Raw genomic sequence first — 22,167 nt, 5'->3', positions numbered from 1 at the left:
TCAGCCGCCGGTGTTGGCCGCCTGACGTGGTCGGCCGCTGCCACCGGTGGCCTGCCGGCCGATCACGGTCTGTTCGGCGGTGCGGACCGACGGTGCCCGATCCAACAGGGCCCGATACGGATTTCGCAAGGCCCGTTCGCGGTGCCTGGTCCAGCGCGCCAGCACGACGATCGCGCCCACCAACGTCACACCCACCACCACCGTGACCGTGACTCCCAACCAACCGGCCACCGTGGCGAAAGCCACCGGCGCACCCGTTCCGACCAGTCCCACCGCGCTGATGAGCAAGACGACGGCGGGCATCCACAACCGGTCGCTGTCAGCCGACATGATCACTCCGACGATGAAGGCCGCCGCCCCGGCCACCGCGCATAGCACCACGAGCCCGGCGAGCCCCGTTGGACCCCATGCCCACCAGCCAAGCCCCGTGCCGATCGAGCGGGTGATGGCAATGCCGATCAGGGCCACGCCGGCCAGCACCCCGAGGGTTACCGCGACGTTGCGCAGGAAGGTCAGGACGGTGGGTGACTCCGGCCGCTCGTTGAGCGTCCGCCAGTCCCGCAGGTCGGCGTCGAGGGTGGTGCTGCTCCACAGCCGACTTGCCAGCTCCGTCAGTACCGGCGTCGGCAGGCTGGTCAGCACCGCCGCCCGCCAGCCGGGCATCCGAGGCGCCAGCGCCCGCATCGCGATCTCACGGGCGGCCTCGGGCTCCCGCCGGGCCACCAGGTCGAGCATGATGCGGATCTCGTACGGGCCGAAGGCACCGGAGAGCAGCCGTTTGTGACCGAAACCGTGTGCCTTGCGACTCAGCTCCTCGGTCAGCTCCTTGGACACCTTGCCCGTGTTGAACATGCCGGGCCGTACGAGCACACCGGGCTGCGCGATGAGGCCGACCGCGAGACGTACGTCGACAGTGCCGAGATCGCTCGGGGCGTCGCCCTCCGAGTTGGAAATCAACCAACCGAGGCGGCCCATCGTCCGGGCCAGCGGGGTACCCGGCTCGAAGGGAGCCCACAGCCAGTCGTACCAGTCCGCGCCCGGTAGTCGTCCCGACCGCCGGTCGGCCAACCGCACCGCCTCGGCGGCCACGGACGCGGCCTCCACGGCCGCGGGGTCGAAGGTGCGCAGCTCGTTCTCCACGTCCGGCGCGCCGACCAGAACGGCCAGCCGCCACGCCGCGCGTACGGCGACCTGCGGGTCGCTCGCCCACAACTGTTCCGCCAGGGCCACGGCGGCGGCGGGGGTGCCGACGGCGGCCAGGTCGTCGACGGCGGCCACCGAGCCTGCGCCGGCCCGGGCGGCCAGCGTCGGGATGGCCAGCTCACCCGTGGCCCGCAAGGCGGTACGGGCCGCCGGTACCCGCACCGCCATCTCGCTGAGCAGTTCGATCGCCTCGCGACGCCGGGACTCCGCGAGGACCACCACGGCGTCCTCGGCCACCGGGCCGCCGGACCGTGCCTGCTGCGCCAGGCTGTCGAAGAGCCGCTGACCGAACGGCCCCGGATTGCCGGCCACCGCCCCGAGCGCCGCCAGCACCAGGTGCTTGTCGGCGACCGGCGTACCGAGCAGCCGGACATGGTCGTCCACGATGATCGAAGCGAGAATCTCGTCGATCTGCCGGGCCTCGGCGACGCACTCCAGGGCGAGCAGCTTGTCCCGGTCATCTCCGGCGAAAACCTGTCGGACCACGTCGGAGGCGTCGCGGTTGGCACCGGCGCACCAGAGCTTCACCGTCTCCCGCCACCTGCTCGGGTTTTCCCGGTACAGCCGAAGCAGCCGGTCGGGATCATCCGCGAGTTCCACCGCCGCCAGGTATTCCTGCAGCGTCAGGTGGGCGAACTCGTAGAGCAGGTTGTTGTCGTCGATGCGGATCAACAGCCCGCTGCGTTCCACGATCTCGTCGACCATGCGTGGCAGGTGCTCCTCGGCCAGGCGGAACCGGGGCAGGATACGGGCGAGTTCGGCGTACACCTCCGCCTCGCCGATCACCCGGCGGTCGGTGCCCTGGGACCGACCGCCCTGGGCGGCCAGTGCGATGGCGCGCAACGCCATCAGCTTGTGGCCGGCCTGGTAGCGGGCCAGGTTGCGGTGTCGGCCCAGATCCCGGTCCCGGCGGAGCAGGTGCTCGACGGCCTGCTGGTAGAACTCGGCCCGCGAGTTGGTCAACATCGGCCCCGCACCGGCGTCTGCCTCGTACAAAGTGGTGATCATGGTGAGCATCAGCGGGCTGCGGGCCAACCTCATCACCGTCGGGCTGGACCGCAGTTCCGCGAGGAGTTGCTCCACGAGGTGGCGGCGGTCGGCGGACACCTCGTCACGGTCCTGCCCGGCGTGCTGCTCCGCACCGGCGGACCGACGGCGGGTGAACCAGAGGCGCAGGAAGTGCCGGATACCGGCGTCGTCGAAGCCGGCCACCCGGATCTCCCGGTCGAAGACCGGTCGCAGGTCACCGTCGTAGACCGCGTCCCGGCAGGTCACCACGATCTGCGTGGTCGGATGACGCTCGGCGAACTCCTTGATGTCCTCGGCGACCGCGCCCCGGCGTTCGGTGACCACCTCGTCGAGCCCGTCGAGAAACACACAGAGCCGGCCACTGGCCAGCGCCACCTCGACGACCTGCTCCGCGTCGGCGACCAGCGGACGGGTGCGTCGGTGGCGACGATGACGCCCAGGTTCCTCCTCGAACCGGCCGAAGGCCTCCGCGATCAGTTGCCGGATCGTACGTCCGTCCCGGTTGGACCTGGCGAGTTCGACGAGCACCGGTACCCGTTCGAACCGCTCGGGCGCCGCCGCCCAGCGCACCATCGAGTGCCGCAGCAGCATGGACTTTCCCGCTCCGGCCGCGCCGAGGATCACCGTACGGCGGCGGCCCTGGACGTCGCGGTAGATGTCGATCCGCCGGCCGTTCTGCACGTACTCCAACGGCACGTACACCTCGTCAAGCGTGACCGAGACATCCCGCAGAAAGCCGAGTTCCATCCGGTTGTAGGTGCGGGCGACCCAGGCACGGTAGCGGCGCCACTCGTCGGCCCGGATGCCGCGTCGCCGGCCGGCTACGCGGCCCCAGAGCCGGGCCAGCAGGGCTTTGATCCAGTCGGCGAAGAACTGCTGGATCACCGCGACGAGCACCGCCAACAGGAAGACCCCGACTGCCGCGTACTCCAGGCCGAAGGGCAGGTCCGGCAACTGTGGCACGAGGCGGCTCCTCTACGCAGTGAGAGCGGGCAGGAACACACCGTATGGGTGGGTGTGCCGCTGCGCACCGGGCTCAGGTGCCGTAGACATTGGACCTTTGGTCGAATGCGGCGGACCCCATGGGTTGCGGAACGCACCGCACGGCGATCCGAATTGACGCCTCGCTCGGGGTTGACCTCGAGTGCGCTCCAAGTCGCAGGCTGGTGCCGCGTCCACCTGTTCGGACGCACGAGAGGAGTTTCCATGCGGTACCGCACGATCGGCAGCGACAGGCGTACCCGCCGCGAGGTGAGCGTGCTCAGCCTCGGCGCGATGCTGTTCGGCACGAAGACCGACGAGGCCACCTCGTACGCCATTCTGGACCGGTTCGTCGAGGCCGGCGGCACCTTCATCGACACCTCGGACAACTACGCGTTCTGGATGACCGGCGGGCAGGGCGGCGAGAGCGAGGAACTGCTCGGCCGGTGGCGGCGCAGCCGCGGCATCGGCGACGAGATCGTCATCGCCACGAAGCTCGGCGCGCGGCCACTGGCTCCCGGCACCAGCTACCTGGACAACCCGGAGGGCTTGTCGGCCACGGTGATCCGGGAGTCCGCCGAGCGCAGCCGAGAACGTCTCGGCGTGGAGCGGCTGGACCTGCTCTACGCCCACATCGAGGATCACCAGGTGCCGATCCGGGAGACCGTGGAGGGTTTCGCCGAACTGGTCGCCGAGGGCACGGTGGGGCTGCTCGGCGCGAGCAACCACCGAACCTGGCGGGTGGAGCGGGCCAGGGCACTGGCCGCCGCGGCCGGTCTGCCCGGGTACGAGGTGCTCCAGTACCACCGTAGCTACCTGCCGGCCCGGCTGGACGGGCCGAACGACCTCGACGCCGACGGCAACGTGGGCGCGGCCAGCGGTGAACTGATCAGCTACCTGCGGGCCGAGCCCGACCTGACCCTGGTGTCGTACGGCTCACTGCTGTGGGGCGCCTACGTACGTCCGGACAAGCCGCTGGGCCCGGAGTACGACCTGCCGAGCGCGCCGGTGCGGTTGGCCGCGCTGCGAGAGGTGGCGCAGCAGACCGGTGCGACGCCCAACCAGGTGGTGCTGGCCTGGTTGATCGACGGCGAAGTCCCCACCATCCCGCTGGTGGGAGCCTCCTCGGTCGCGCAGCTCAACGAGAGCCTCGCCGCCGTGGACCTGAAGCTGACGCCCGAGCAACGGCACCGGCTCGACACCGCCTGGTAACGGAGGCCGGCAGCATGACGGGGCCGGCCACACCGCGAGCTGGTTGCTAACGCGGGTTGGCCCCGGACAACTGCCGACAGGTGGTGTACGAACCGTGCCGCGGGCGTCAGGACAGCCGCCGCTAGGTCTGGTCTAGCGGCGGCTGTCCGCCGTCTCGCGCCTGTGGAGTGAGCCGACCTGACGCCAGCCACCGTCGTTGTAGCTGACGGGCGACATGGAAAGGGCGAATTCTGTCGTACCCATGGGGTGTCGTGGGCCGCCGGGTCGCGGCGTCCCGGCTCACCGGCATGACGAATGGAAGGACACTTCGCAATCATGAGTAGACGTACCTCCGGCCTCGCCATCGAGGCCGAGGGTCTGACCCGGTCGTTCGGCGAGACCCGCGCGCTCGCCGGCATGGACCTGCAGGTTCCGGCCGGTACCGTGTACGGGCTTCTCGGTCCGAACGGGGCCGGCAAGACCACCGCCGTACGCGTGTTGGCCACGCTGCTGCGCCCGGACGGCGGGCAGGCCCGGGTGTTCGGCCACGACGTGCTCTCCGAGGCCGACGCGGTACGCGCCCGGGTCAGCCTGACCGGCCAGTACGCCTCGGTCGACGAGGACCTCACCGGCACGGAGAACCTCATCCTGCTGGGTCGGTTGCTCGGGCTGCCCAAGTCCGCCGCCCGGCAGCGGGCCGAGCAGCTGCTGGCCGCGTTCGGGCTGACCGAGGCGGCCGGACGGCAGGTGAAGAAGTACTCGGGTGGCATGCGGCGACGCATCGACATCGCGGCGAGCATCCTCAACACCCCCGATCTGTTGTTCCTCGACGAGCCGACGACCGGATTGGATCCGCGCAGCCGTAACCAGGTCTGGGAGATCGTCCGAGCGGTGGTCGCGCACGGCACGACCGTGCTGCTGACCACGCAGTACCTGGACGAGGCCGACAAGCTGGCCAGCCGGATCGCGGTGGTCGACCACGGCCGGGTGATCGCGGAGGGCACCCCGGGTGAGTTGAAGTCATCGGTCGGTTCCGGCACGGTTCACCTGCGGCTCCGCAACGCGGACCAGCGCCCCGAGGCCGAGCGGTTGTTGCAGACGACGCTGAGCGTGCCGGTTCAGCTGGAGGCCGACCCGGTGGCGATCACCGCCCGCGTCGGCGGCGACGGCAGCGCACTGGATGCCAGCGCGCAGGCCGCCCGGGCACTGGGCGAGCTGTCCCGCGCCGGCATCGTGGTCGACGATTTCTCTCTCGGCCAGCCGAGCCTGGACGAGGTCTTCCTGGCCCTGACCGACCGTCCCGCCGGGCCGGCCACCGACGAGCGGGACGACGAGCTGGAGGCAGCCCGATGAGCAGCGACACCGCCACCTCGACCGGTCGCGCGCCGACGGTCTACGTACCCTCGTCCGAGGCGCTCGCGACGGTCCTCGCACCAGGCGCACGGCCGCCGCGGCCAAGCCCGCTGTCGGCGTCGCTGACCTTCAGCTGGCGCGCCCTGCTGAAGATCAAGCACGTACCCGAGCAGCTGTTCGACGTGACCGCGTTCCCGATCATCATGGTGCTGATGTTCACGTACCTGTTCGGCGGCGCGCTCGCCGACAGTCCCCGTGACTACCTGCAGTTCTTCCTGCCGGGCATCATGGTGACCAGCGTCGTGATGATCACCATGTACACCGGTGTCGGCTTGAACACCGACATCGAGAAGGGCGTCTTCGACCGGTTCCGGACGCTGCCGGTGTGGCGACCCGCCGCGCTGGTCGGCATGATCGTCGGCGACGTGCTGCGCTACGTCCTCGCCGCGCTGGTGATCCTCGGCGTTGGGCTGGTGCTCGGGTTCCGCCCCGACGGCGGCGTGCTCGGCGTCCTCGCCGGGATCGGCCTGCTGGTGGTCTTCTCCTTCGCCTTCTCCTGGGTCTGGACGTTCTTCGGGCTGGTCCTGCGCAGTGAGAAGTCGGTGATGGGGGTCAGCATGATGGTGCTGTTCCCGCTGACCTTCCTGAGCAACGTCTTCGTCGACCCGTCCACGATGCCCGGTTGGCTCCAGGCGTTCGTCAAGGCCAACCCGATCACGCACCTGGTGTCGTCGGTACGCGCGGCCATGGCCGGCGCCACGGACTCCTCGGCCATGATCTGGATCGTGCTCTGGAGCGCCGCGTTCATCCTAATCTTCGGCACCCTAACCATGCACCGCTACAACCGCCGCTAACCCACCCACCCCACCCACCCACCCCACCCACCCACCCCACCCCCCGCCCTGTTGATCATGAGGTTATTGCGCTCAGGGAGATCGATATCGGCAACAACCTCATGATCACGCTTCCGATCTGGGGGTGGGGGGGTGGGGGTGGGGTTAGAGGTGCCAGGGGAGGGGGGTGGGTGGGAGGTAGCGGCAGGCGGCGCCGGTGGAGACGCTGACGCGCAGGTGGGCGGCGAGCGGTGGGTGCCGCTGGTCGAGACGCCGCAGGGTGTCGCGGATGCGGGCGGTGACCGTCTTGCGAGCCCGCTCCGCCTCGTCACCGAGCCGACGGGTACGTCCAGCCAGCCCGGCGGCGGCTCGGAGCTGGTCGATCAGCGCCTGCCGCTCGGCGTCCAGCGCCGCCACCTTGACCCCGTCCTCACGCCCGGCCGCGAGGTCGATCTCGTCGTCGAGTCGATCAAGGTGACGCCGGTAGCGGCTCTTCGCCTCGTCGTCGAGCACCTGGTCGCCGCCCATCCGACGGGCGGCGACCAGTTCTGGCCCGGCTGCCGGGTCGAGCAACTCGACCGCCGGCACGTCGACGCCCGGTCGACTGAGCAGCAGACGCAGATCGTGGAGCCCTTTGGCGTCGGGCAGGTGGGCGGTGCTGCCATCGAAGGTGAGTCGCCAGACAGCACCATCGCGCCGGAACTCGTACGCCGAGCCGGTCTCGACGGACCCCTCCGGCGCGTCGGTGATCGGAGCGGCGGCGAGTCGGGCCAGGACCTGCGGCATGTCGAGTTCGCGCGCCTCCCGGTCGGCATCGGCGCGCAGAGCGGCGGCGCTCGTAACGTCACCCGGGCGACCACGCGCGGTCAGCGCGTCGACGAGCGCGGCCCGAGCGATCAGCGACCACGGCCGGGCACCCATCCGGTCAGCGGCGGCGCGAGCGGCGGAGAAACCGGCGACGGCGTCGTCCCAACGCTGTTCGACGGCGTCGACCACCGCAAGCCAGTGATCAACCGGGCCGCCGAGGTCACAGCCGTACAGCGAGACGAGCCACTGGCCCCGGTACGGCGACAGGGCCTGACGGACCTCCGCGCAGCGGGTCGGATCGGCGATCGAGGCCTGGGCCTGCAACCGCAACCACATCGGCGAGATCGACCCGGTGAACCGGGTGCCCGCGGCTTCGAGGTCCGCAGCGAGACGGGCCGCCGTGCGGTGATCACCGCCTTCGGCAGCGGTGATCGCCCGCAGCAGGCTGAGATGCGGATGGTCAGCTGCGGTGAGCTCGTCGAGCAGGGCGGCGGCTTCGTCAAGTCGACCGTGCAGCAACAGCAACGCCCAGCGTAGGTGGCGACCGAGGAAGGCATGATCGGCCTGGTCCCAGTCGTCCAGCTCGCCGAGCTCGGCGTAGCAGACCTCAGCGCCGGCGAAGTCGCCGCGGAAAGCGCCGACGATGCCGCCGTCGATGGCTGCCGCCATCCGATGCCGGGGCTTGCCGGTCTGTCGGCCCCCGGTGACGAAGGCGGTGAGTTCGTCGAAATAGTGCGGATCGCCGAGTTCAAGCAACGCGACCCAGCGCAGCGAGGTGGACCACAGCTCTGTCTCCCGGTCGCCGTTGCGGCGCGCGACATCGCGGATCTCGCCGGTGAGGGCGGCTCGTTCGGGAGCGGTACCCAGCCCCCAGGTGGAGTCGTGTCGCACCCACAGACTGATGGTGAGCGCCTCGTCGTCCCGCATCGACCGGGCCAGCGTCTCGGTGGCGGTGACCAGATCCGCTTCGAGGACGGTCAGCCCGACACTGTCGTCCGGTTCGCCGATGAGTCGCCGGTACGCCTCACGCAGGAGTCCCTCGCCGTCGATGCCGGGTACGGGTTCGAGCTGCCAGTGACGACGCACGTTGAGCGCGAACCTGGCCAGCACCGCCGGATCGTCGCCCGCCAGAGCCAGCGCGGTGGCGTCGCTGAGCAGTCGACGCGCCTCCTCCCGGCCACCGGCGTGAAAGAGCTGGTCGGTCAACGCGGTCATGATTTTGATCCGCTGGACGTCGTCCCGTGCCACCTCCAACGCCCGTCTGAGGTGGACGGTGGACTCTTCGAGCGCCAGCCGGCACCTCGCGTCCTGCGCGGCTTCGAGCAGCAACTCGGTGACGCGGAACGCGTCCAGCTGTGCGCCGGCCAGCCAGGCGTGGCGGGCCACGTCGGCTGGGATCAGCAACTGGTCCAGCGCGTCGTGCTCCTCGACGGCCCGCACCACGGCGGCGTGCCGAGCCCTCCGGTCGTCGTCGGTCAGCGCGTCATAGAGCGTCTCGCGGACCAGGTCGTGCACGAAGGCGTACCGGCCGTCGCCGAGGCTGAGCAGCAGTCGCGCGGTGACCGCGACATCCAGCAACTCGCCGACCCGGGCGGGCGGCAGCCCCGCACCGGCCGCGAGAACCTCACCGTGGAACTCCCGCCCCAGCACCGCGGCGACAGTGAGCGCGTCCGTCACCATGGCGGGCAGGTGGTCCAGTCGCCGCCGTACCACCTCCCGTACGCCGGGAGGGATGGTGGCGAGCGCGCCGTCGGCGTGCCACAGCCGGGCGGTCTGCTCCACGAAGAAGGGGTTGCCGCCGGTGCGCCGGTAAACATCGTCGACGCAGTTCGGATCGGGCGCCTTACCGGCGGTGCGGGTCATCAGCGCGCCGACCTCGTCCCGGGTCAGACCAGCGAGGCTGATCGTGGTGGCCTTGGCCACCAGCGACATCAGCAGCGGCCGGAGCGGGTGATCGACGGCCTCCACCTCGGCGTCGCGGTACGTGCCGACGAGCAACAGCCGCTCGAACCAGGTGTGCTGGGCGGCGAACCGCAGTAGTCGCATCGACGCCGCGTCAGCCCAGTGCAGGTCGTCGAGGACAACCATGACCGGCCGACGCTGCGAGACGGCGACCAGCGCGGTGGTGACCGCGTCATAGAGGGCGAACGCCTCCTGCTCGGCGTCGCCGCCACTGCGGGAGGCGGCCGATGCCAGCAGACTGCCCTCACCGTGGGTGGCGGCCGATGCCAGCAGACTGCCCTCACCGTGGGTGGCGGCCGGCGTCGGAGCGCTACCCTCGCCGAGCAGCAGGGCCAGCGCCGGTTCGGCGGACTCCCGAGCCACCGCCCAGTCCTCCGGTGACCGGCGCAGCCGGCGCAGCACCTGCGTCCACGGCCAGTAGCCGGGGGCACTCGCCGAATCCCAGCAGGCACCGCTGAGCACCAGCGCGCCCTGTCGGCGGGCCTCGTCGGCGGCGGCGGTCACCAGCATCGTCTTCCCGATCCCGGGTTCCCCCGCGACCAGCATCAAGCCGCCGTGGCTGGCGCTGGCCCGGTCGACCTCGGCCCGCAACAGACTGGCCGGATGATCCCGTCCGATCATGAATCCGCCCGCCTGCCCCCTCATAGCCACCGACGGTAGCGGACCGGGCTGACACCGTTTCCGCGCGATTCAGCGGCGCCCAGCGGTGCTGCCAGCCGAGTCGACCGGACCGGGCCGGGTCAGTGCACGATGACCGGCGTCCTCGGCTGGTCTCCCGGCTGGTCGTCGAGCAGGTGCGACCGTTCCCGCCGCCTCGGCAGGAACGCCGCCGGGATGAGCGTCGCCGCCACCAGGGCGAAGGCCACCCAGAACGTGGTGGCGAAGGAGTTGGCGGCGAAGTCCAGCCCGCGCTCGATGAGCGACGGATCGGGAACCTGCTGCGCCAGCTCCGGCCGCTGCTGGGCGGCGATCGCCAGGCCGGCCTCGGTGATCGGATTGCCGCTCTCGTCGGTGAGGCCGGGGATCGGCCGGGAGCTGTTCAGCTCGTTGGTGAGGATCACTGACATCACCGCGGCGCCGACGGAACCGCCGATCTGCTGGAGGATGTTCACCAACGTGGAACCTCGGGCCACCTCGGGCCCGCTCAGCGTCTTCAGCGCCGAGGTCATGATCGGCATCATGGTGCCGCCCATGCCCAGGCCCATCACGAACAGCGAGCCGCAGAGCAGCACGTACGAGGTGTCCGCGTCGAGCTGGGTGAAGGTGAAGAACCCGGCGAGGATGAACAGCAGCGCGAACGGCACCGTCCGGCCGACCGGCACCTTGTCGGCGAGCATGCCGGCGATCGGCATCGTGACCATGGCACCGATGCCCTGCGGGGCCATGAGCAGGCCGGCGTGCAGCGTCGACTCACCACGCACCTGGAGGAAGTAACTCGGAAACAGCAGCCCGGCGCCCATGAAGGCGATGATGAAGACGAACAGCGTCAACGCCGCGATGGTCAGCCTGCGGTTACGGAACAGCCGCAGGTCGAGCAGCGGGTGCTGGGGCTTGAACGAGTACAGGACGAACGACACCACAAGCACGGCACCGATCAGCATCGGCCCCCACACCTCGGAGTCGGCGAAGGTGCCGGCCTCGGGCAGCGTGGAAACGCCGTACAGGAAGAGGGCCAGACCTGGTGAGAGCATCAGCATGCCGAGGAAATCGAACGACTCGGACGGCTGCGGGCTGTCCTTCGGCAGGGCGAGTTGGGCGTAGACCAGCGCGACGACGCCGATCGGCAGGTTGATCAGGAAGATCCAGTGCCAACTCGCCACGTCGATCAGCCAGCCGCCCAGGATCGGACCGCCGATCGGGCCCAGCAGCATCGGGATGCCGAGCACGGCCATCAGCCGGCCGATCCGGTTCGGTCCGGCCGCCCGGGTCATGATCGCCATGCCGATCGGCATGAGCATGCCGCCGCCGAGCCCCTGCAACACCCGGTAGGTGATCAGCTCACCGATCGTGTCGGCGGTGGCGCACAGGCCCGAGCCGATGGTGAACAGCGCCAGAGCCATCATGTAGAGGCGTTTGGTGCCGAACCGGTCGGCGGCCCACCCGCTGAGCGGGATGACCGTGGCCAGGGCGAGCGTGTAACCGGTCATCGTCCAGGCGACGCGGGCGTACGACGCGTCGAACTCGCTCTGGAACGTCGGCAGGGCGACGCTGACCACCGTCACGTCGAGGATCGACATGAGCGCGCCGAGCACGACAACGCCGGCCACCTTGAGCACCGCAGCGTCGAGCTTGTCCGAGGTCGGCACAGGCTGAGATGCCGCCACAGGTGGCTGTGTCACGAGGTCTCCCGTTGTCGGATCTGTCCGAAGGACGAGCGGTGGTGGCCGACATGGCGCCCAATGATCGGCGCGACGCGGCGGTCAAGCCCGCACGGCACAGTAGCCCCCGGCAAGGACACTTCGCCGCCCGTTTTGCCATCAGCAGAGCATTGTGTGAGCACGCCCACGGTGGCTCTGCCACGCGAGGCGTGCCAGGGCCGTAAAGAGGCTTGCCAGGGCCGTAAACGGGTACGCGCGGTCAAGGTTTGGGGCTGAGGTGGGGAAGGCGGTGCCAGCGTGGCAAAGTTCCTGGTCACGGCGTCCTACACAATTCCGGGAATGGCCGGGCTGGCCAAGGACGGCGGGACGGCCCGGGCCGAGGTGATCAAGTCCCTCATCGAGAACACCGGTGGGCAGGTGGAGGCCGTCTACTACGCGTTCGGCGAGGTCGACCTGTACGTGCTCTGCGAGGTGCCGGACAACCTGACCGCTGCCGCACTCGGCATCGCCGTACGGGCGGCAGGCGGCGTCGATGCCCGTATCGTGCCGCTGCTGACCGCAGCGGAGATCGACGCCGCCGTCCGGCTACCCATCTCCTACCACCCGCCGGCTCCGTGACCCGGTCGGGCTGGACCGTCAGCTATGACGCTCCCCTACCCGGTAGGTGACCAGGTTCGGGTCGCTCCGCAGCTGCTTCGGGGTGAACTTGACCGTGTCCCAGCCCTTGGCTGAGTACAGCCGGGTCTGGTCGGCATACCAGGGTGAGTTCGGATTGGCCGACTGCGAGTAGGTGAGCAGCTGCCGACCCGACGGCCCGCCGCGGCCCAGCTCGACTGCCATCAGGTACGACGTGCCGTGCCGAACCTTCGGGTAGCCGACGCCCGGCTGCACCTGGTTGATGATCATGTTGAAGACACCGGTCTCCGGCCAGCCACCGTGGATGGGGATGCGTGCGGTGCCGCGCGGTTCGGTCTGGATGTCACCGAGTCGGGCGTTCAGCGGGATGCCGTCGAGCAGTCGAACGGCGTCGGCGAGTGCCGTGCGTACCGCCGGATCGTCGATGGCGAGTCGACTCGGCGTGGTCAGCGGGGCAGCCGGGTCGAACGGATCGGCGAAACGCATGCCACCGGCCCGGGCGAACTCGGTGAACACGTGGGAGCCCCGACTGCCCAGGTTGACCCGGAGGTCCCAGCGACGCAGCGCCGCGCAGGCAGCCGTCAGGTCGACGGTGGTGCCGTCCGAGGCGGTGGCCATCGGCTGAGCCTCGCAGAGCCGTACCAGGTCGTCACGGACCAGTTCGCCGCCGTACACCCGGTTGCCGAGCGTCACGTCCCACAGCCTGCCGGTGGTGAACCCCCGACCGGGCAGTCCGTCGGTGCCGGCGAGGCGCTGCCGCACCTGATGCACGCCGACCCGGGTCCGCAGGCTGCGGACCGTCCGTTCGTCGCCGATGATGCGCGGATACCCCACGAGCGGGCGGTCCGGGTTGGCCAGCCAGTAGCTGTCGTTGGAGTTGGTCACGTAGTCGTCGCGGACCAGCGTGGGCAGGTTCGCCGGCCCGAGAATGCCGGGTACCGCGGCATCGCGATCCCGGCCCAGCTCGCAGGCGGAGCGGGAGCCGTCGAGGACGGCCTGGCCGCTGGTCGCGTACAAACTCTGGAAGGGAGCCGGAATGCACGCGGCCGCGAGGGAGTCGGTGACCCGGGGCACGACGGAGTGGTCGGCATAGAGCGCCCGCCCGTCCCGGTCGGCGGCGATCACGTTGACCCAGGGCAGGAACTGCCGCCGGTCCAGCACCGACCGCAGGTCACGCACGGACGTCGCCCGCCCCATGGCGAGCCAGCCGTCCAACGCACGGTTGTTGGTGGCGTTGACATCGGTGATCGCGTACGCCGTGTCGGTGGTCCAGTCGAAGCGGCCCGGCACCACCACGACCGGGCCGAAGTGGGTGTCGTAGAAGGCACGGCTGACCGGCCCGCCGGGAGTCCCGACGGTGACCGTGCGGACGGTCATCTTCCGGGTCCGCCCGTCGTAGCGGTAGCTGGTGGGGTCCCCGGGCACCAGCGAGAGCCGGTGCCAGACGAAACGTCGGGCGGTGGAGACGGTGTGTGACCAGGCGACCTTGCCGTTGTGTCCGATCTCGATGAGCGGGTCACCGACCAGAGCCGCACCCTCCACGTCGTACCGCCCGGGCACCTTCAGCCGCATCCGGTAGAAGCGCTCGTCGCCGTCCCACGGGAAGTGCGGGTTCGCCAGCAGCATGCCCGCGCCGCTGGTGGTGGCGTCGCGCCCGAGACCGTACGCGTTGCTGCCCACCCCGGCCGGCGCGCCGTCGCGGGCTTCGACCACGGCCGCCGCCCCGGGCGCCGGCAGTGTCCCGGTCAGCTCCCCCGCCGACCCGGTCAGCTCCCCGGCGCGGCCCCGCGTCGATTCGGTCCCCACCGGGCTCACGTCGACCTTCGAGGTACGCGCGTCTGGTGCGGCGCCGGCAGGGGGTGCGGCGGCCACGATGCCGTCGGCGAGCGCGCCGGAGCTGGCCCGGACCATCCTGGCCCAGTTGACCCGCCACAGGTCCAGCTCGGTAACCGGACGCACCCACTCCTTCCCGACGCAGGCCGGGTCGTTGATCTTCTTCTTTCCGTCCCGCAGGTAGGCGTTGTATCCGGCGGCGAAGCCGCGCAGTTGGTCGCGTACCTCGTTGGAGGGCGCGCGGACGCCGTCGCGCGGGCCGACCAGCCAGCGCTCGGCGGCCCGGCCGTCGAGCGACTTCTGGTGGAACAGGTCGCTGCTGATGTTCGCGATGTCGGCACCGAACCAGCGGGACCGCTCAGCGCGGACGGTGACTATCTGCTCGGCGATCAGGCAGATGTTGTCCTCTGCCTGCGCGAACCCGACGCCGTAGCCGAGGCTGGCGAAGTCGCGAGCGGTGATGTGCGGTACGCCGTGGGATGCGCGCTGGATCAGCGCCGAGTAGCCCCTGCCGTGCGCGACGGCGCTCCCGCCGGTGACGGCGAGACCCGCCGCGACCAGGACGGTGGTGATCGACGCCGCGACAACCCGTCGCATCCTCATCGGACAGCTCTGTTCATGCGACGTTCTCCCCGTGGTGTCGACTGTGCCCGGTCAATTCGCACCCACCGAGGCTAACGACATCAACCCACACCACAATCCGGGATAACCCCTACTCCCACCCCACCCCGCCCCGCCCCGCCCCGCCCCGCCTCGCCTCGCCTCGCCTCGCCGATCATGCAGTTGTGGCTCCCGATACGGAGCGCTATGTCCTCTTTGTTCGGTGCCACAACTGCATGATCGCGGGAGCTGGGGGGGGTGGGGGGAGCTGGGGGCGGGGGGTGGGTTAGGAGCTGTTAGGAGGGGGTGGTTTGGAGGCCTCGGATTAGGAGGGCGGCCAGGGGGCGGGGGTTGTAGGGGGAGTTGGCTGAGGCGCCGATGCAGAGGTTGCCGACGCCCTGCAGCAGGGTCAGCGGGTCGATCGGGTTGATCTGGCCGGCATCGACGGCAGCGTCCAACAGCAGCGTGACCGCCGGGAGCAGGTGGTCCAGGAAGTAGGCGTGCAGCGGCTCGAAGGCGGCGGCGTCGGAGTGCATCGCCTCGGCCAGGCCGTGCTTGGTGATGAGGAAGTCGACGAACAGGTCGATCCACGCGGTGAGCGCGTGGTGCGGGGTCTGGCTGCTCGCCAGCAGCGCCGGTGCGGCCTGCGCACAGGACTGCACCTGGTGCCGGTAGACGGCGACGATCAGGTCGGCGCGAGTCGGGAAATGGCGGTAGATCGTACCGACGCCCACGCCGGCCCGGACGGCGATGTCACGCACCGGAGCATCGACGCCGGAGTCGACGAAGGCTGCGGCGGCGGCCTCAAGCAGCGCCTGCTTGTTGCGCTCGGCGTCGGCCCTCTTCCGAGGAGCTGGTGGGTCGGTGTCACGAGCCGGCACGTTCCTGTGGCCTCCGTCACAATGGATGCTAAACGGAACCAGGTTCCGTATCGTCTAGGCGGAACGCGGTTCCGCTTCTATCGTCTGTCTTCCCTCATCGAGGAGCAACAGTAATGAGCGTCCCAGAGCAACAGCCCAGCCCGGTCATCTCGGTGCGGCCGGTGGTGCTGCCCGCGCCGACGCGTGGCACGGACCTGCAGGTGCGGGTCACCGCCCCGGTCTCCGGCACCGAGCTGCCAGTCGTCGTCTTCGCGCACGGTTTCGGCGGAAACATGGACATGTACGCGCCCCTGGTCGAGCACTGGGCAGCCCACGGCTTCACGGTGCTTCAGCCCACCCATCTCGACTCGCGGACCCTGGCCGTCGGCCCGGACGATCCTCGGTACCCGGTGATCTGGCGCATCCGAGCCGCCGACCTGACACAACTCCTCGACTCGATGGAGACGATCGAGGCGTACGTCCCCGGACTCGCCGGGCGGATCGATCACGAGCGGGTCGCGGTGGCCGGTCACTCGTGGGGCGGCCAGACGGCGAGCCTGCTGCTCGGCGCCCGGGTACTCGACGCCGACGGCACCCCGGGCGAGGATCTGTCCGACCCCCGGGTCACCGCAGGCGTGCTGCTCGCCACCACCGGCACCGGCGGCGCCGACCTGACGCCGTTCGCCGCCGAGCACTTCCCGTTCATGAGTCCGAGCTTCGCGGAGATGACGACGCCCGCCCTGGTCGTCGCGGGCGACCAGGACACGTCACCGCTGTCGGTACGGGGACCAGACTGGTTCACCGACCCGTACCACCTGAGCCCTGGGCCGAAGAGCCTGCTCACCGTCTTCGGCGGCGAGCACTCCCTGGGCGGCGTCCCCGGCCACGGCGTCACCGAGACCACCGACGAGAGCCCGGACCGCGTGGCCCTGATCCAGCACGTCACCACGGCGTACCTGCGCAGCGTGTTCAACCCGGACGACCCAGCCTGGTCGCAGGTGGATCCGGGTTCGCTGGGCCGGATCGAGTCCCGCTGAGTAATCCCACCATCGGCTCCCCTGCCTCACCTCGGCGTTCGTCGCCGAGGTCGAGTCAGGTGACCGGCCCCTCCCTGGGAGCGGGGGCCACGAGCCGGGCATCCTGAAGGATGCGGGTGAGAGCGGCCATGGCGACCTGGAAATCGTGTCGGTCCGCCGCGTGGAACCGCCGGAAGAACCAGTCGGGTACGCGGGACTGCCGTTGCCGACTACGGAAGATCAGGTCCTGGACCTGCCGGGCCAGGGCGAGCAGCTCAGCCGAGGCGTCCACACCATGCCGCTCGACCGCAGCGGTAATCCGCTCCTGCATCACCGCCAGTGCGCGCTCCCGGTCGTTCGCGACGTCCCGCTGACTGCGGTAGATCTCCATGCCCAGCAGAAGCGCGCCGAGCGACGGGACGTACCACTGAAGCAGTAGCTGCAGGACGGTCAGCCCGGCACTGATACCGAAGACGACACCGAGCAGACTCCAGGCCGCCGTGCCGCCGAGCACCACATAGGCGTAACGGCGGCGCACCCGGGCACCCCAGCCGAGGTTCTGCTGCTGGCAGGCGAGCACGTCGTACGGGGTGGGCAGGGGTGGCACCTCGTAGTAGTCGCGCAGGTACCGCTCGTCGCCCCGATAGGCCCGGTCCAGACGGCTGACCTCAGCTGCGCTCACCTCGGCCCCGGCAGCCACAGCGTTCCACGGCAGACCGAAAAGCCGGACGTCGAACATTTCCTGGAGCACGGCGCCACGACTGAGTTGGCCACGCGACCAGGTGCCCAGTCCGACCGCGTTCATCAGTGCCCAGAGCGCTCCGAGCGCGGTGACCAGTGTGGACGACACGCCGGTGAGGGCTACCGCCGCGCCGGCGACGCCGAGCAGGATCGACAGGATCATCCGCAGGTTGTCGAGTCGTTGCGCCCGCGAATGGCAGACGGACATGGCCCGCAGCAGGGTCATCATCTCGGGCTCGGTCTGTCGGCTGAGCAGGGACGTGGCGGGATCGGTCACTACGGCCTCCCGGGTCCGGTAACCGATTCTAAATCAAGATCACCAATTGTCACTCTCGGCTGCATCACGCACACGGGCAGCAAGCTACGCGAGTTACCTTTTGGTAGCTCTTATGGCGACATAGGAAAGACTCACTGATTGGTCCAACAGTCAGCTAGATTGAGCCGGCGCACAAGCAAGCGTGCCACCCCTCTGGGCGGGCGATCTGTGGGTGGCCCGTCCGCTTGCACCCCTTTGGAAGGTCCAACGAAGGACATGGGCTACAGAGTCGCCAATGGGCACCCGGCACCGGACACCGTCGTCCTCTCGGCCGTACGCGAGTGGGCCAACGCGACCGACGTCCAGATCGTGCCGGAGTTCGCTCCCGACCCACACAAGTCGGACGCCCAGCTCTACTGCGTGTCAGTCACCTGGCGGGACGACGACGGGTCGACCAAGCAGAAGTACATCGTCAAGGTGGTTCCGGCGGAGACCGCAGACGAACTCATCGCCGGGCATGAAAGGGCGCAGCGTTCCCAGCCGCCCGGATTCGCCGATCGGCACATCGTCAAGCAGCCGGACTGGTACCGGGTGGACAGCCACCGCCGGCTGCTGATCCAGCAGGTCGCCAACGGCGGTGACGCGGTCGTGAGCCTGGCCGCGTTGAGCGACGACGACCGGCAGGACGCCATCCCACGGATCGTCGACGCGCTCATCAACGACTGGAACACCCCCGACACCGGTCGACGCGGCGTCCGCCTGCGAACCCGGGAGACCACCGTCGGCGAGTTCGTACAGCAGGAGGTCGCGCAGCTGGCCTCCGTGGGCTCGGTGCTGGCCGCCGCCGCCCGGCTCGGCGTCACCGACAACGTCGGTCCGGTGCCGGACCTCGACGGCGTACCAAATCTCCTCGCTCTCCTTACCCACTGCGACTCGCGGCTGGCCCGGCGCACCATGGACTGCCTCGTCGGTCACACCCACGGGGACCTCAACGGCGGCAACGTCCTCATCCCCTACGAGCGGGGCAAACCCTGCTACGGGGCCTTCCTGCTCGTCGATCTCGGCGGCTACCAGTCTGACGGTCCGCTCACCCGAGACGCGGTCTTCGTGCTGCTGAGCACGCTACTCAGGACGGTCGCACCGCGCTCGCCCGTCGGAGGCCCGGCCGAGGTGCTTCCGCACGATCAGGCCGACGCCATCATCTGCTGCCTCGTCGATCCGGACACCCGGCGACCGGGCAAGCTGCTGCCGGGTCTCGCCCAACTCATCGAGCGTGTACACCGCGCCGGGCTGAACCACGCCAAGAAGGCCAACTACGGGTCGGATTGGCGCCAGCAGTGGTGCCTCGAAGTGGCCAGCCAGGCCCTTGTCTACCTCACCTTCGACGACATCGGCGAAGCCGGACACCGCTGGTGTCTGCGGTTGGCGGCGAAGGCGTGGGAGGCGTACCTGAGGCTGGTCAATGCAAGCCCTGCGGCGCTGGCCCCTGAGCCACCGCCGTCGCGGGCGGAGACCGCAACGCTGCCGACGCCGCGACCACCGCTGTCACGGGCGGACGACACGGTGATGCTGGCCCTGCGACCGCCGCTGATCGCGTCCTCCACGCCGGGTGCCGATCGCCGGCACACCAACGATCCGGGTGCCCGCTTCGACCAGCGGTGGCTGACCCCCTGGTCGCGTCGTCACCTCTGGAGCGTCCCCCTCTCACCAGCCAGTGACCCGGCAACCCGCCCCCCTGACGCCGCGGCCGAGACCCGGCGTGACGCGCCCTCCCCTTGGCCTGCCAACGTGACACCGGTCGCCGACAGGCCGGAGGAGCGTGGCCGGGCAGCCCACCGCCGTAACTCATTACACGACGACTCCGCGAACCTGGGCCGGGCAGGTGGGAATCGACTGCGCCTGCCGTCGGTCCGCCTACGCACGGTGGTGGCCGCCGCCCTGGCCGGTATGGGACTGGTCGGAAGTGCGTATCTCGTCATGCTGCCCGAACGACGGGATGAGCTGACCGCGCCGACCCGGACCGTCACGGTGACCCCCACGCGAGACGTCCCGTCGGCCCCCGGACGCAGCGCCGAACGCGACCCGGTGCTCCCCAACGACCTCGGCGAATTCGCCGAGTACGTCGCCAACCTGGTCGGAGAGACACCGCCAGGCAGGTACGCGTGCACCCGCTACGAGGTGTTGTCCTGGGAGCACGGTGAGGGCCGGTCAAAGCTCACCCGCCACCGTTACGAGCTGTGGTTCACGGCCGAGCGTGCGGGCAGAAGAGTGGTGACCGAGTTCGGCCCGACCGGATCGAGACGTGCCGTCACCACGACGTTCACCTCGGGCAAGATGACCGAGGTCAGCCCGGTGCCGAAGGAGAACCCGGAGACCCTGCGCGTCCAACTGTGGCGGGAGTGGGACAAACTGGTGCCCGAGTTGCGTACCACCAACGGCATGCTGCAGATCGTCGCCCGGATCTTCCTGCATCACCCGCTCACCCCCGCGCAGAGCGCCGTCCTGCTGGAGGAACTCGCCGCGATGTCGGGAATCGAGTTCGCGGGCAGTTACACGGATGACGAGGGTGAGCCTGGCGTGGCCTTCCAGGCGGAGGACCGGGATGGCCGGCGGGACACGCTGTTGTTCGACAGCAACGGCCGACTACTCCGGCACGACCTCACCCAAGGCGACCTGCTTCTCAGCCGACATCACCTGATCCACGCCACCCGAACGGACACGATGGACGAACCCTGCCTTTAGCGGATCGTTCTAAAGACAGGACCGGTAGACGCGGTTCGCCCAGTTGCGCCACTGGCCGGCATCACTGTGGACCCGCTTGCTCGGATTGACCCGGAAGAGCTCCTGGTCGTGGTAGTAGAAGCCGACATGACCGCTGCCGAGGTTGTAGTGCGCCGACTCCACCCGGAACTGCCAGCTCCAGTTGGAGAGATTCTGCCAGCCGCAGGAAGAGAGTTTGCCGCGCGGGTAACCGTAGTGCGGCCATTCGTAGAAGCAGAACCACCCCGAGGGGCAGTCGGCCACCCCGTAGGTGCCCACCGGAGCGTCGAGGGTGACGATCACCTCACCGCCCTGGTAGCTGATCTCGTTGTCGTTGAGCACTGTGCCACCTGGGTGGGCTGCGAGGTACCGCGTCAGCTCCTCGCGCACCGCCACCCGCGCCGGCGTCCCGGCCAGGGCCGGCGCGGGCAGCGTCCCCCCGACGACGAGCACGGCAACAATCGGCGCAAACAGCACCCGAAAAGGAAAGGTGATCGACATCTGAACCCCCCGCAGCGTAGCTTCGACGCCGGATCTCAGTCCGGATAAGCGAGCCGACGTCCCACTCACGGAGATGTCGGCTACCCCAATCCAGCGTAGGAAACGGCCAGCTCAGATCACCAGGAGTCGCCCTCCGATCAGCTCATCACCATTCTCAAATTGCCTCAATTGCCGACCTCCAAGCAATTGCCGAAATGCAAGTCCTCGACCATCACCACACGATTCTCGACAAACAGGCCCGGTTAGCGGATATCCCGGCGACGGGAAGTCACTGCCGAGCAACGGCCGGCCGGGACCGTTCGGACCGCATACAACAAGGACCTTCGGTCATTGATCAGGGTGCATGTTCCCATTAACATGCGCACCATGAGTGCTCGTCGCGTCACTCTCGTCCTGCTTCTCGCCGCCACGCTCGGGCTTTCCGGAACGGCTGTCGCTCACGCGGCCGACGACCCGGTCCTGACCACCCCGGGCGTGCCGGTGGTGGTGACAAACGAGCCGCACCTGCTCAGCCTGACCTGGACGCCGTCGGACTGGATCGGTGAGCCGGGCACGCCGCCGATCCGGCACGAGGTCCGGGCGTGGATCGGCCCCAACGTCTACCGCAGCCTCGGCACCACCACCGGCACCAGCCTGACGTTGACCGACCTCGCGCCGGGCACCGAGTACCGGCTCACCGTCTGGGCGTACGTCAACGGCGGATACTCTCTCGACTCGCCCGTGACTCCGGTCCGCACCGCGTACGGGAAGGCGCGGGTGAGCTACCTCAACCTGAGCTGGTCGCCGACCGACAGCCAGATTCAGCATGCCCTCGAAGTCGTCAACACCGGGACCGCGCCGCTGGATCTGGCCTACGTGCGGGTGCGCTACCACCTGACGTTCGAGGGTGGGAACACGTCGCTGGTCACCAACTGTGACTGGGCGGCGATCGGTTGCGCCAGGGTGCAGCGGCACATCCAGTTCTTCCCGCCACCCCTGCCACCGGGACCGCCGCCGGTCTCGCCACCACCGACCCCGACGCCCACGCCGACCGTCTTCCCACCGCCCGGAACACCGATTCCCGGCTGGATCGAGCTGACCTTCGCCGGCAGGTACCTGGCCCCCGGCGAGTCGACCGGCCCCATCTACCTCCGTCACCACCGCCCGAACTGGTCGGCCATCGACGAACGCGACGACAGGAGTTGGCAGCAGGCCACCGGCGGGTGGGCCGACAACAGCCGGATCACCCTCGACGTCGACGGCGTCCGCGAGTACGGCGACACGAACGCGTAGGCCCTCGACCCGCGT

At 69.5% G+C, this 22,167-nt stretch carries 14 protein-coding genes; 7 read left to right on the top strand and 7 right to left on the bottom strand.

Annotation, left to right across the window (positions count from 1 at the left end):
- The gene (locus tag Vlu01_RS02280) at positions 1 to 3,195 is read right to left on the bottom strand and encodes an NACHT domain-containing protein (RefSeq protein ID WP_203992304.1); all 3,195 of its coding nucleotides are present in this window, start codon (positions 3,193 to 3,195) and stop codon (positions 1 to 3) included.
- Positions 3,196 to 3,438: 243 nt separating this feature from the next.
- Between Vlu01_RS02280 and Vlu01_RS02275 the strand changes: the two genes are divergently transcribed.
- From Vlu01_RS02275 to Vlu01_RS02265, 3 genes are all read left to right on the top strand, one after another.
- A complete protein-coding gene (locus Vlu01_RS02275; protein ID WP_203992279.1) occupies positions 3,439 to 4,425 on the top strand; it encodes an aldo/keto reductase in 987 nt (328 codons plus the stop codon).
- Positions 4,426 to 4,740: 315 nt separating this feature from the next.
- Positions 4,741 to 5,757: an ATP-binding cassette domain-containing protein gene (locus tag Vlu01_RS02270; protein WP_203992267.1), complete on the top strand. Its 1,017-nt coding sequence runs from the start codon at positions 4,741 to 4,743 to the stop codon at positions 5,755 to 5,757.
- The gene (locus Vlu01_RS02265) at positions 5,754 to 6,611 is read left to right on the top strand and encodes an ABC transporter permease (protein WP_203992242.1); all 858 of its coding nucleotides are present in this window, start codon (positions 5,754 to 5,756) and stop codon (positions 6,609 to 6,611) included. Before Vlu01_RS02270 ends, Vlu01_RS02265 begins: the two co-directional genes overlap by 4 nt.
- 144 nt (positions 6,612 to 6,755) lie before the next feature.
- On the opposite strand, the gene Vlu01_RS02260 is transcribed toward Vlu01_RS02265, so the two are convergent.
- Both Vlu01_RS02260 and Vlu01_RS02255 read right to left on the bottom strand, forming a co-directional pair.
- Positions 6,756 to 10,004, bottom strand: coding sequence for an ATP-binding protein (locus Vlu01_RS02260; RefSeq protein ID WP_203992239.1), 3,249 nt, complete (start codon positions 10,002 to 10,004; stop codon positions 6,756 to 6,758).
- 95 nt (positions 10,005 to 10,099) lie between these two features.
- On the bottom strand, positions 10,100 to 11,698 hold the full coding sequence (locus Vlu01_RS02255; protein ID WP_203992225.1) for a DHA2 family efflux MFS transporter permease subunit: 1,599 nt from the start codon (positions 11,696 to 11,698) through the stop codon (positions 10,100 to 10,102).
- 318 nt (positions 11,699 to 12,016) lie between these two features.
- Here Vlu01_RS02255 and Vlu01_RS02250 point away from each other — a divergent pair, with 318 nt between their 5' ends.
- Positions 12,017 to 12,295 (top strand): GYD domain-containing protein, encoded by a 279-nt coding sequence (locus tag Vlu01_RS02250; protein WP_239095669.1) that lies wholly within the window; start codon positions 12,017 to 12,019, stop codon positions 12,293 to 12,295.
- An 18-nt stretch (positions 12,296 to 12,313) separates the two neighbouring features.
- On the opposite strand, the gene Vlu01_RS02245 is transcribed toward Vlu01_RS02250, so the two are convergent.
- Entirely contained in the window at positions 12,314 to 14,749 is a 2,436-nt protein-coding gene (locus Vlu01_RS02245; protein ID WP_203992209.1) for an acylase, read from the bottom strand.
- A 293-nt stretch (positions 14,750 to 15,042) separates the two neighbouring features.
- Entirely contained in the window at positions 15,043 to 15,627 is a 585-nt protein-coding gene (locus Vlu01_RS02240; protein ID WP_203992207.1) for a TetR/AcrR family transcriptional regulator, read from the bottom strand.
- A gap of 113 nt (positions 15,628 to 15,740) precedes the next feature.
- Between Vlu01_RS02240 and Vlu01_RS02235 the strand changes: the two genes are divergently transcribed.
- Positions 15,741 to 16,643: an alpha/beta hydrolase family protein gene (locus Vlu01_RS02235; protein WP_203992205.1), complete on the top strand. Its 903-nt coding sequence runs from the start codon at positions 15,741 to 15,743 to the stop codon at positions 16,641 to 16,643.
- A gap of 55 nt (positions 16,644 to 16,698) precedes the next feature.
- Here Vlu01_RS02235 and Vlu01_RS02230 read toward each other — a convergent pair whose 3' ends face one another.
- Positions 16,699 to 17,640 carry an S-4TM family putative pore-forming effector gene (locus tag Vlu01_RS02230; protein WP_203992203.1) on the bottom strand — a complete coding sequence of 314 codons (942 nt, stop codon included), beginning with the start codon at positions 17,638 to 17,640 and terminating at the stop codon, positions 16,699 to 16,701.
- A gap of 255 nt (positions 17,641 to 17,895) precedes the next feature.
- Between Vlu01_RS02230 and Vlu01_RS02225 the strand changes: the two genes are divergently transcribed.
- Entirely contained in the window at positions 17,896 to 20,361 is a 2,466-nt protein-coding gene (locus Vlu01_RS02225) for a hypothetical protein (RefSeq protein ID WP_203992201.1), read from the top strand.
- A 9-nt stretch (positions 20,362 to 20,370) separates the two neighbouring features.
- On the opposite strand, the gene Vlu01_RS02220 is transcribed toward Vlu01_RS02225, so the two are convergent.
- On the bottom strand, positions 20,371 to 20,880 hold the full coding sequence (locus tag Vlu01_RS02220) for a hypothetical protein (RefSeq protein ID WP_203992198.1): 510 nt from the start codon (positions 20,878 to 20,880) through the stop codon (positions 20,371 to 20,373).
- A gap of 366 nt (positions 20,881 to 21,246) precedes the next feature.
- On the opposite strand from Vlu01_RS02220, the gene Vlu01_RS02215 reads away from it, so the two are divergent.
- Positions 21,247 to 22,152, top strand: coding sequence for a cellulose binding domain-containing protein (locus Vlu01_RS02215; protein WP_203992195.1), 906 nt, complete (start codon positions 21,247 to 21,249; stop codon positions 22,150 to 22,152).
- Positions 22,153 to 22,167: the final 15 nt, after the last annotated feature.

The sequence above is a fragment of the Micromonospora lutea genome, from assembly GCF_016863535.1.
Taxonomy (GTDB): Bacteria; Actinomycetota; Actinomycetes; order Mycobacteriales; family Micromonosporaceae; genus Micromonospora; species Micromonospora lutea.
The sequence above is the reverse complement of the archived record's forward strand: the minus strand, read 5'-3'. Positions and strand labels throughout refer to the sequence as shown.

Coding starts and splice junctions, on each gene's coding strand:
- Vlu01_RS02250 (WP_239095669.1), top strand. CDS start 12,017: ATGGCCGGGCTGGCCAAGGACGGCGGGACGGCCCGGGCCGAGGTGATC.
- Vlu01_RS02225 (WP_203992201.1), top strand. CDS start 17,896: ATGGGCTACAGAGTCGCCAATGGGCACCCGGCACCGGACACCGTCGTC.
- Vlu01_RS02235 (WP_203992205.1), top strand. CDS start 15,741: ATGAGCGTCCCAGAGCAACAGCCCAGCCCGGTCATCTCGGTGCGGCCG.
- Vlu01_RS02245 (WP_203992209.1), bottom strand. CDS start 14,749: ATGAGGATGCGACGGGTTGTCGCGGCGTCGATCACCACCGTCCTGGTC.
- Vlu01_RS02275 (WP_203992279.1), top strand. CDS start 3,439: ATGCGGTACCGCACGATCGGCAGCGACAGGCGTACCCGCCGCGAGGTG.
- Vlu01_RS02215 (WP_203992195.1), top strand. CDS start 21,247: ATGAGTGCTCGTCGCGTCACTCTCGTCCTGCTTCTCGCCGCCACGCTC.
- Vlu01_RS02220 (WP_203992198.1), bottom strand. CDS start 20,880: ATGTCGATCACCTTTCCTTTTCGGGTGCTGTTTGCGCCGATTGTTGCC.
- Vlu01_RS02270 (WP_203992267.1), top strand. CDS start 4,741: ATGAGTAGACGTACCTCCGGCCTCGCCATCGAGGCCGAGGGTCTGACC.
- Vlu01_RS02260 (WP_203992239.1), bottom strand. CDS start 10,004: ATGAGGGGGCAGGCGGGCGGATTCATGATCGGACGGGATCATCCGGCC.
- Vlu01_RS02265 (WP_203992242.1), top strand. CDS start 5,754: ATGAGCAGCGACACCGCCACCTCGACCGGTCGCGCGCCGACGGTCTAC.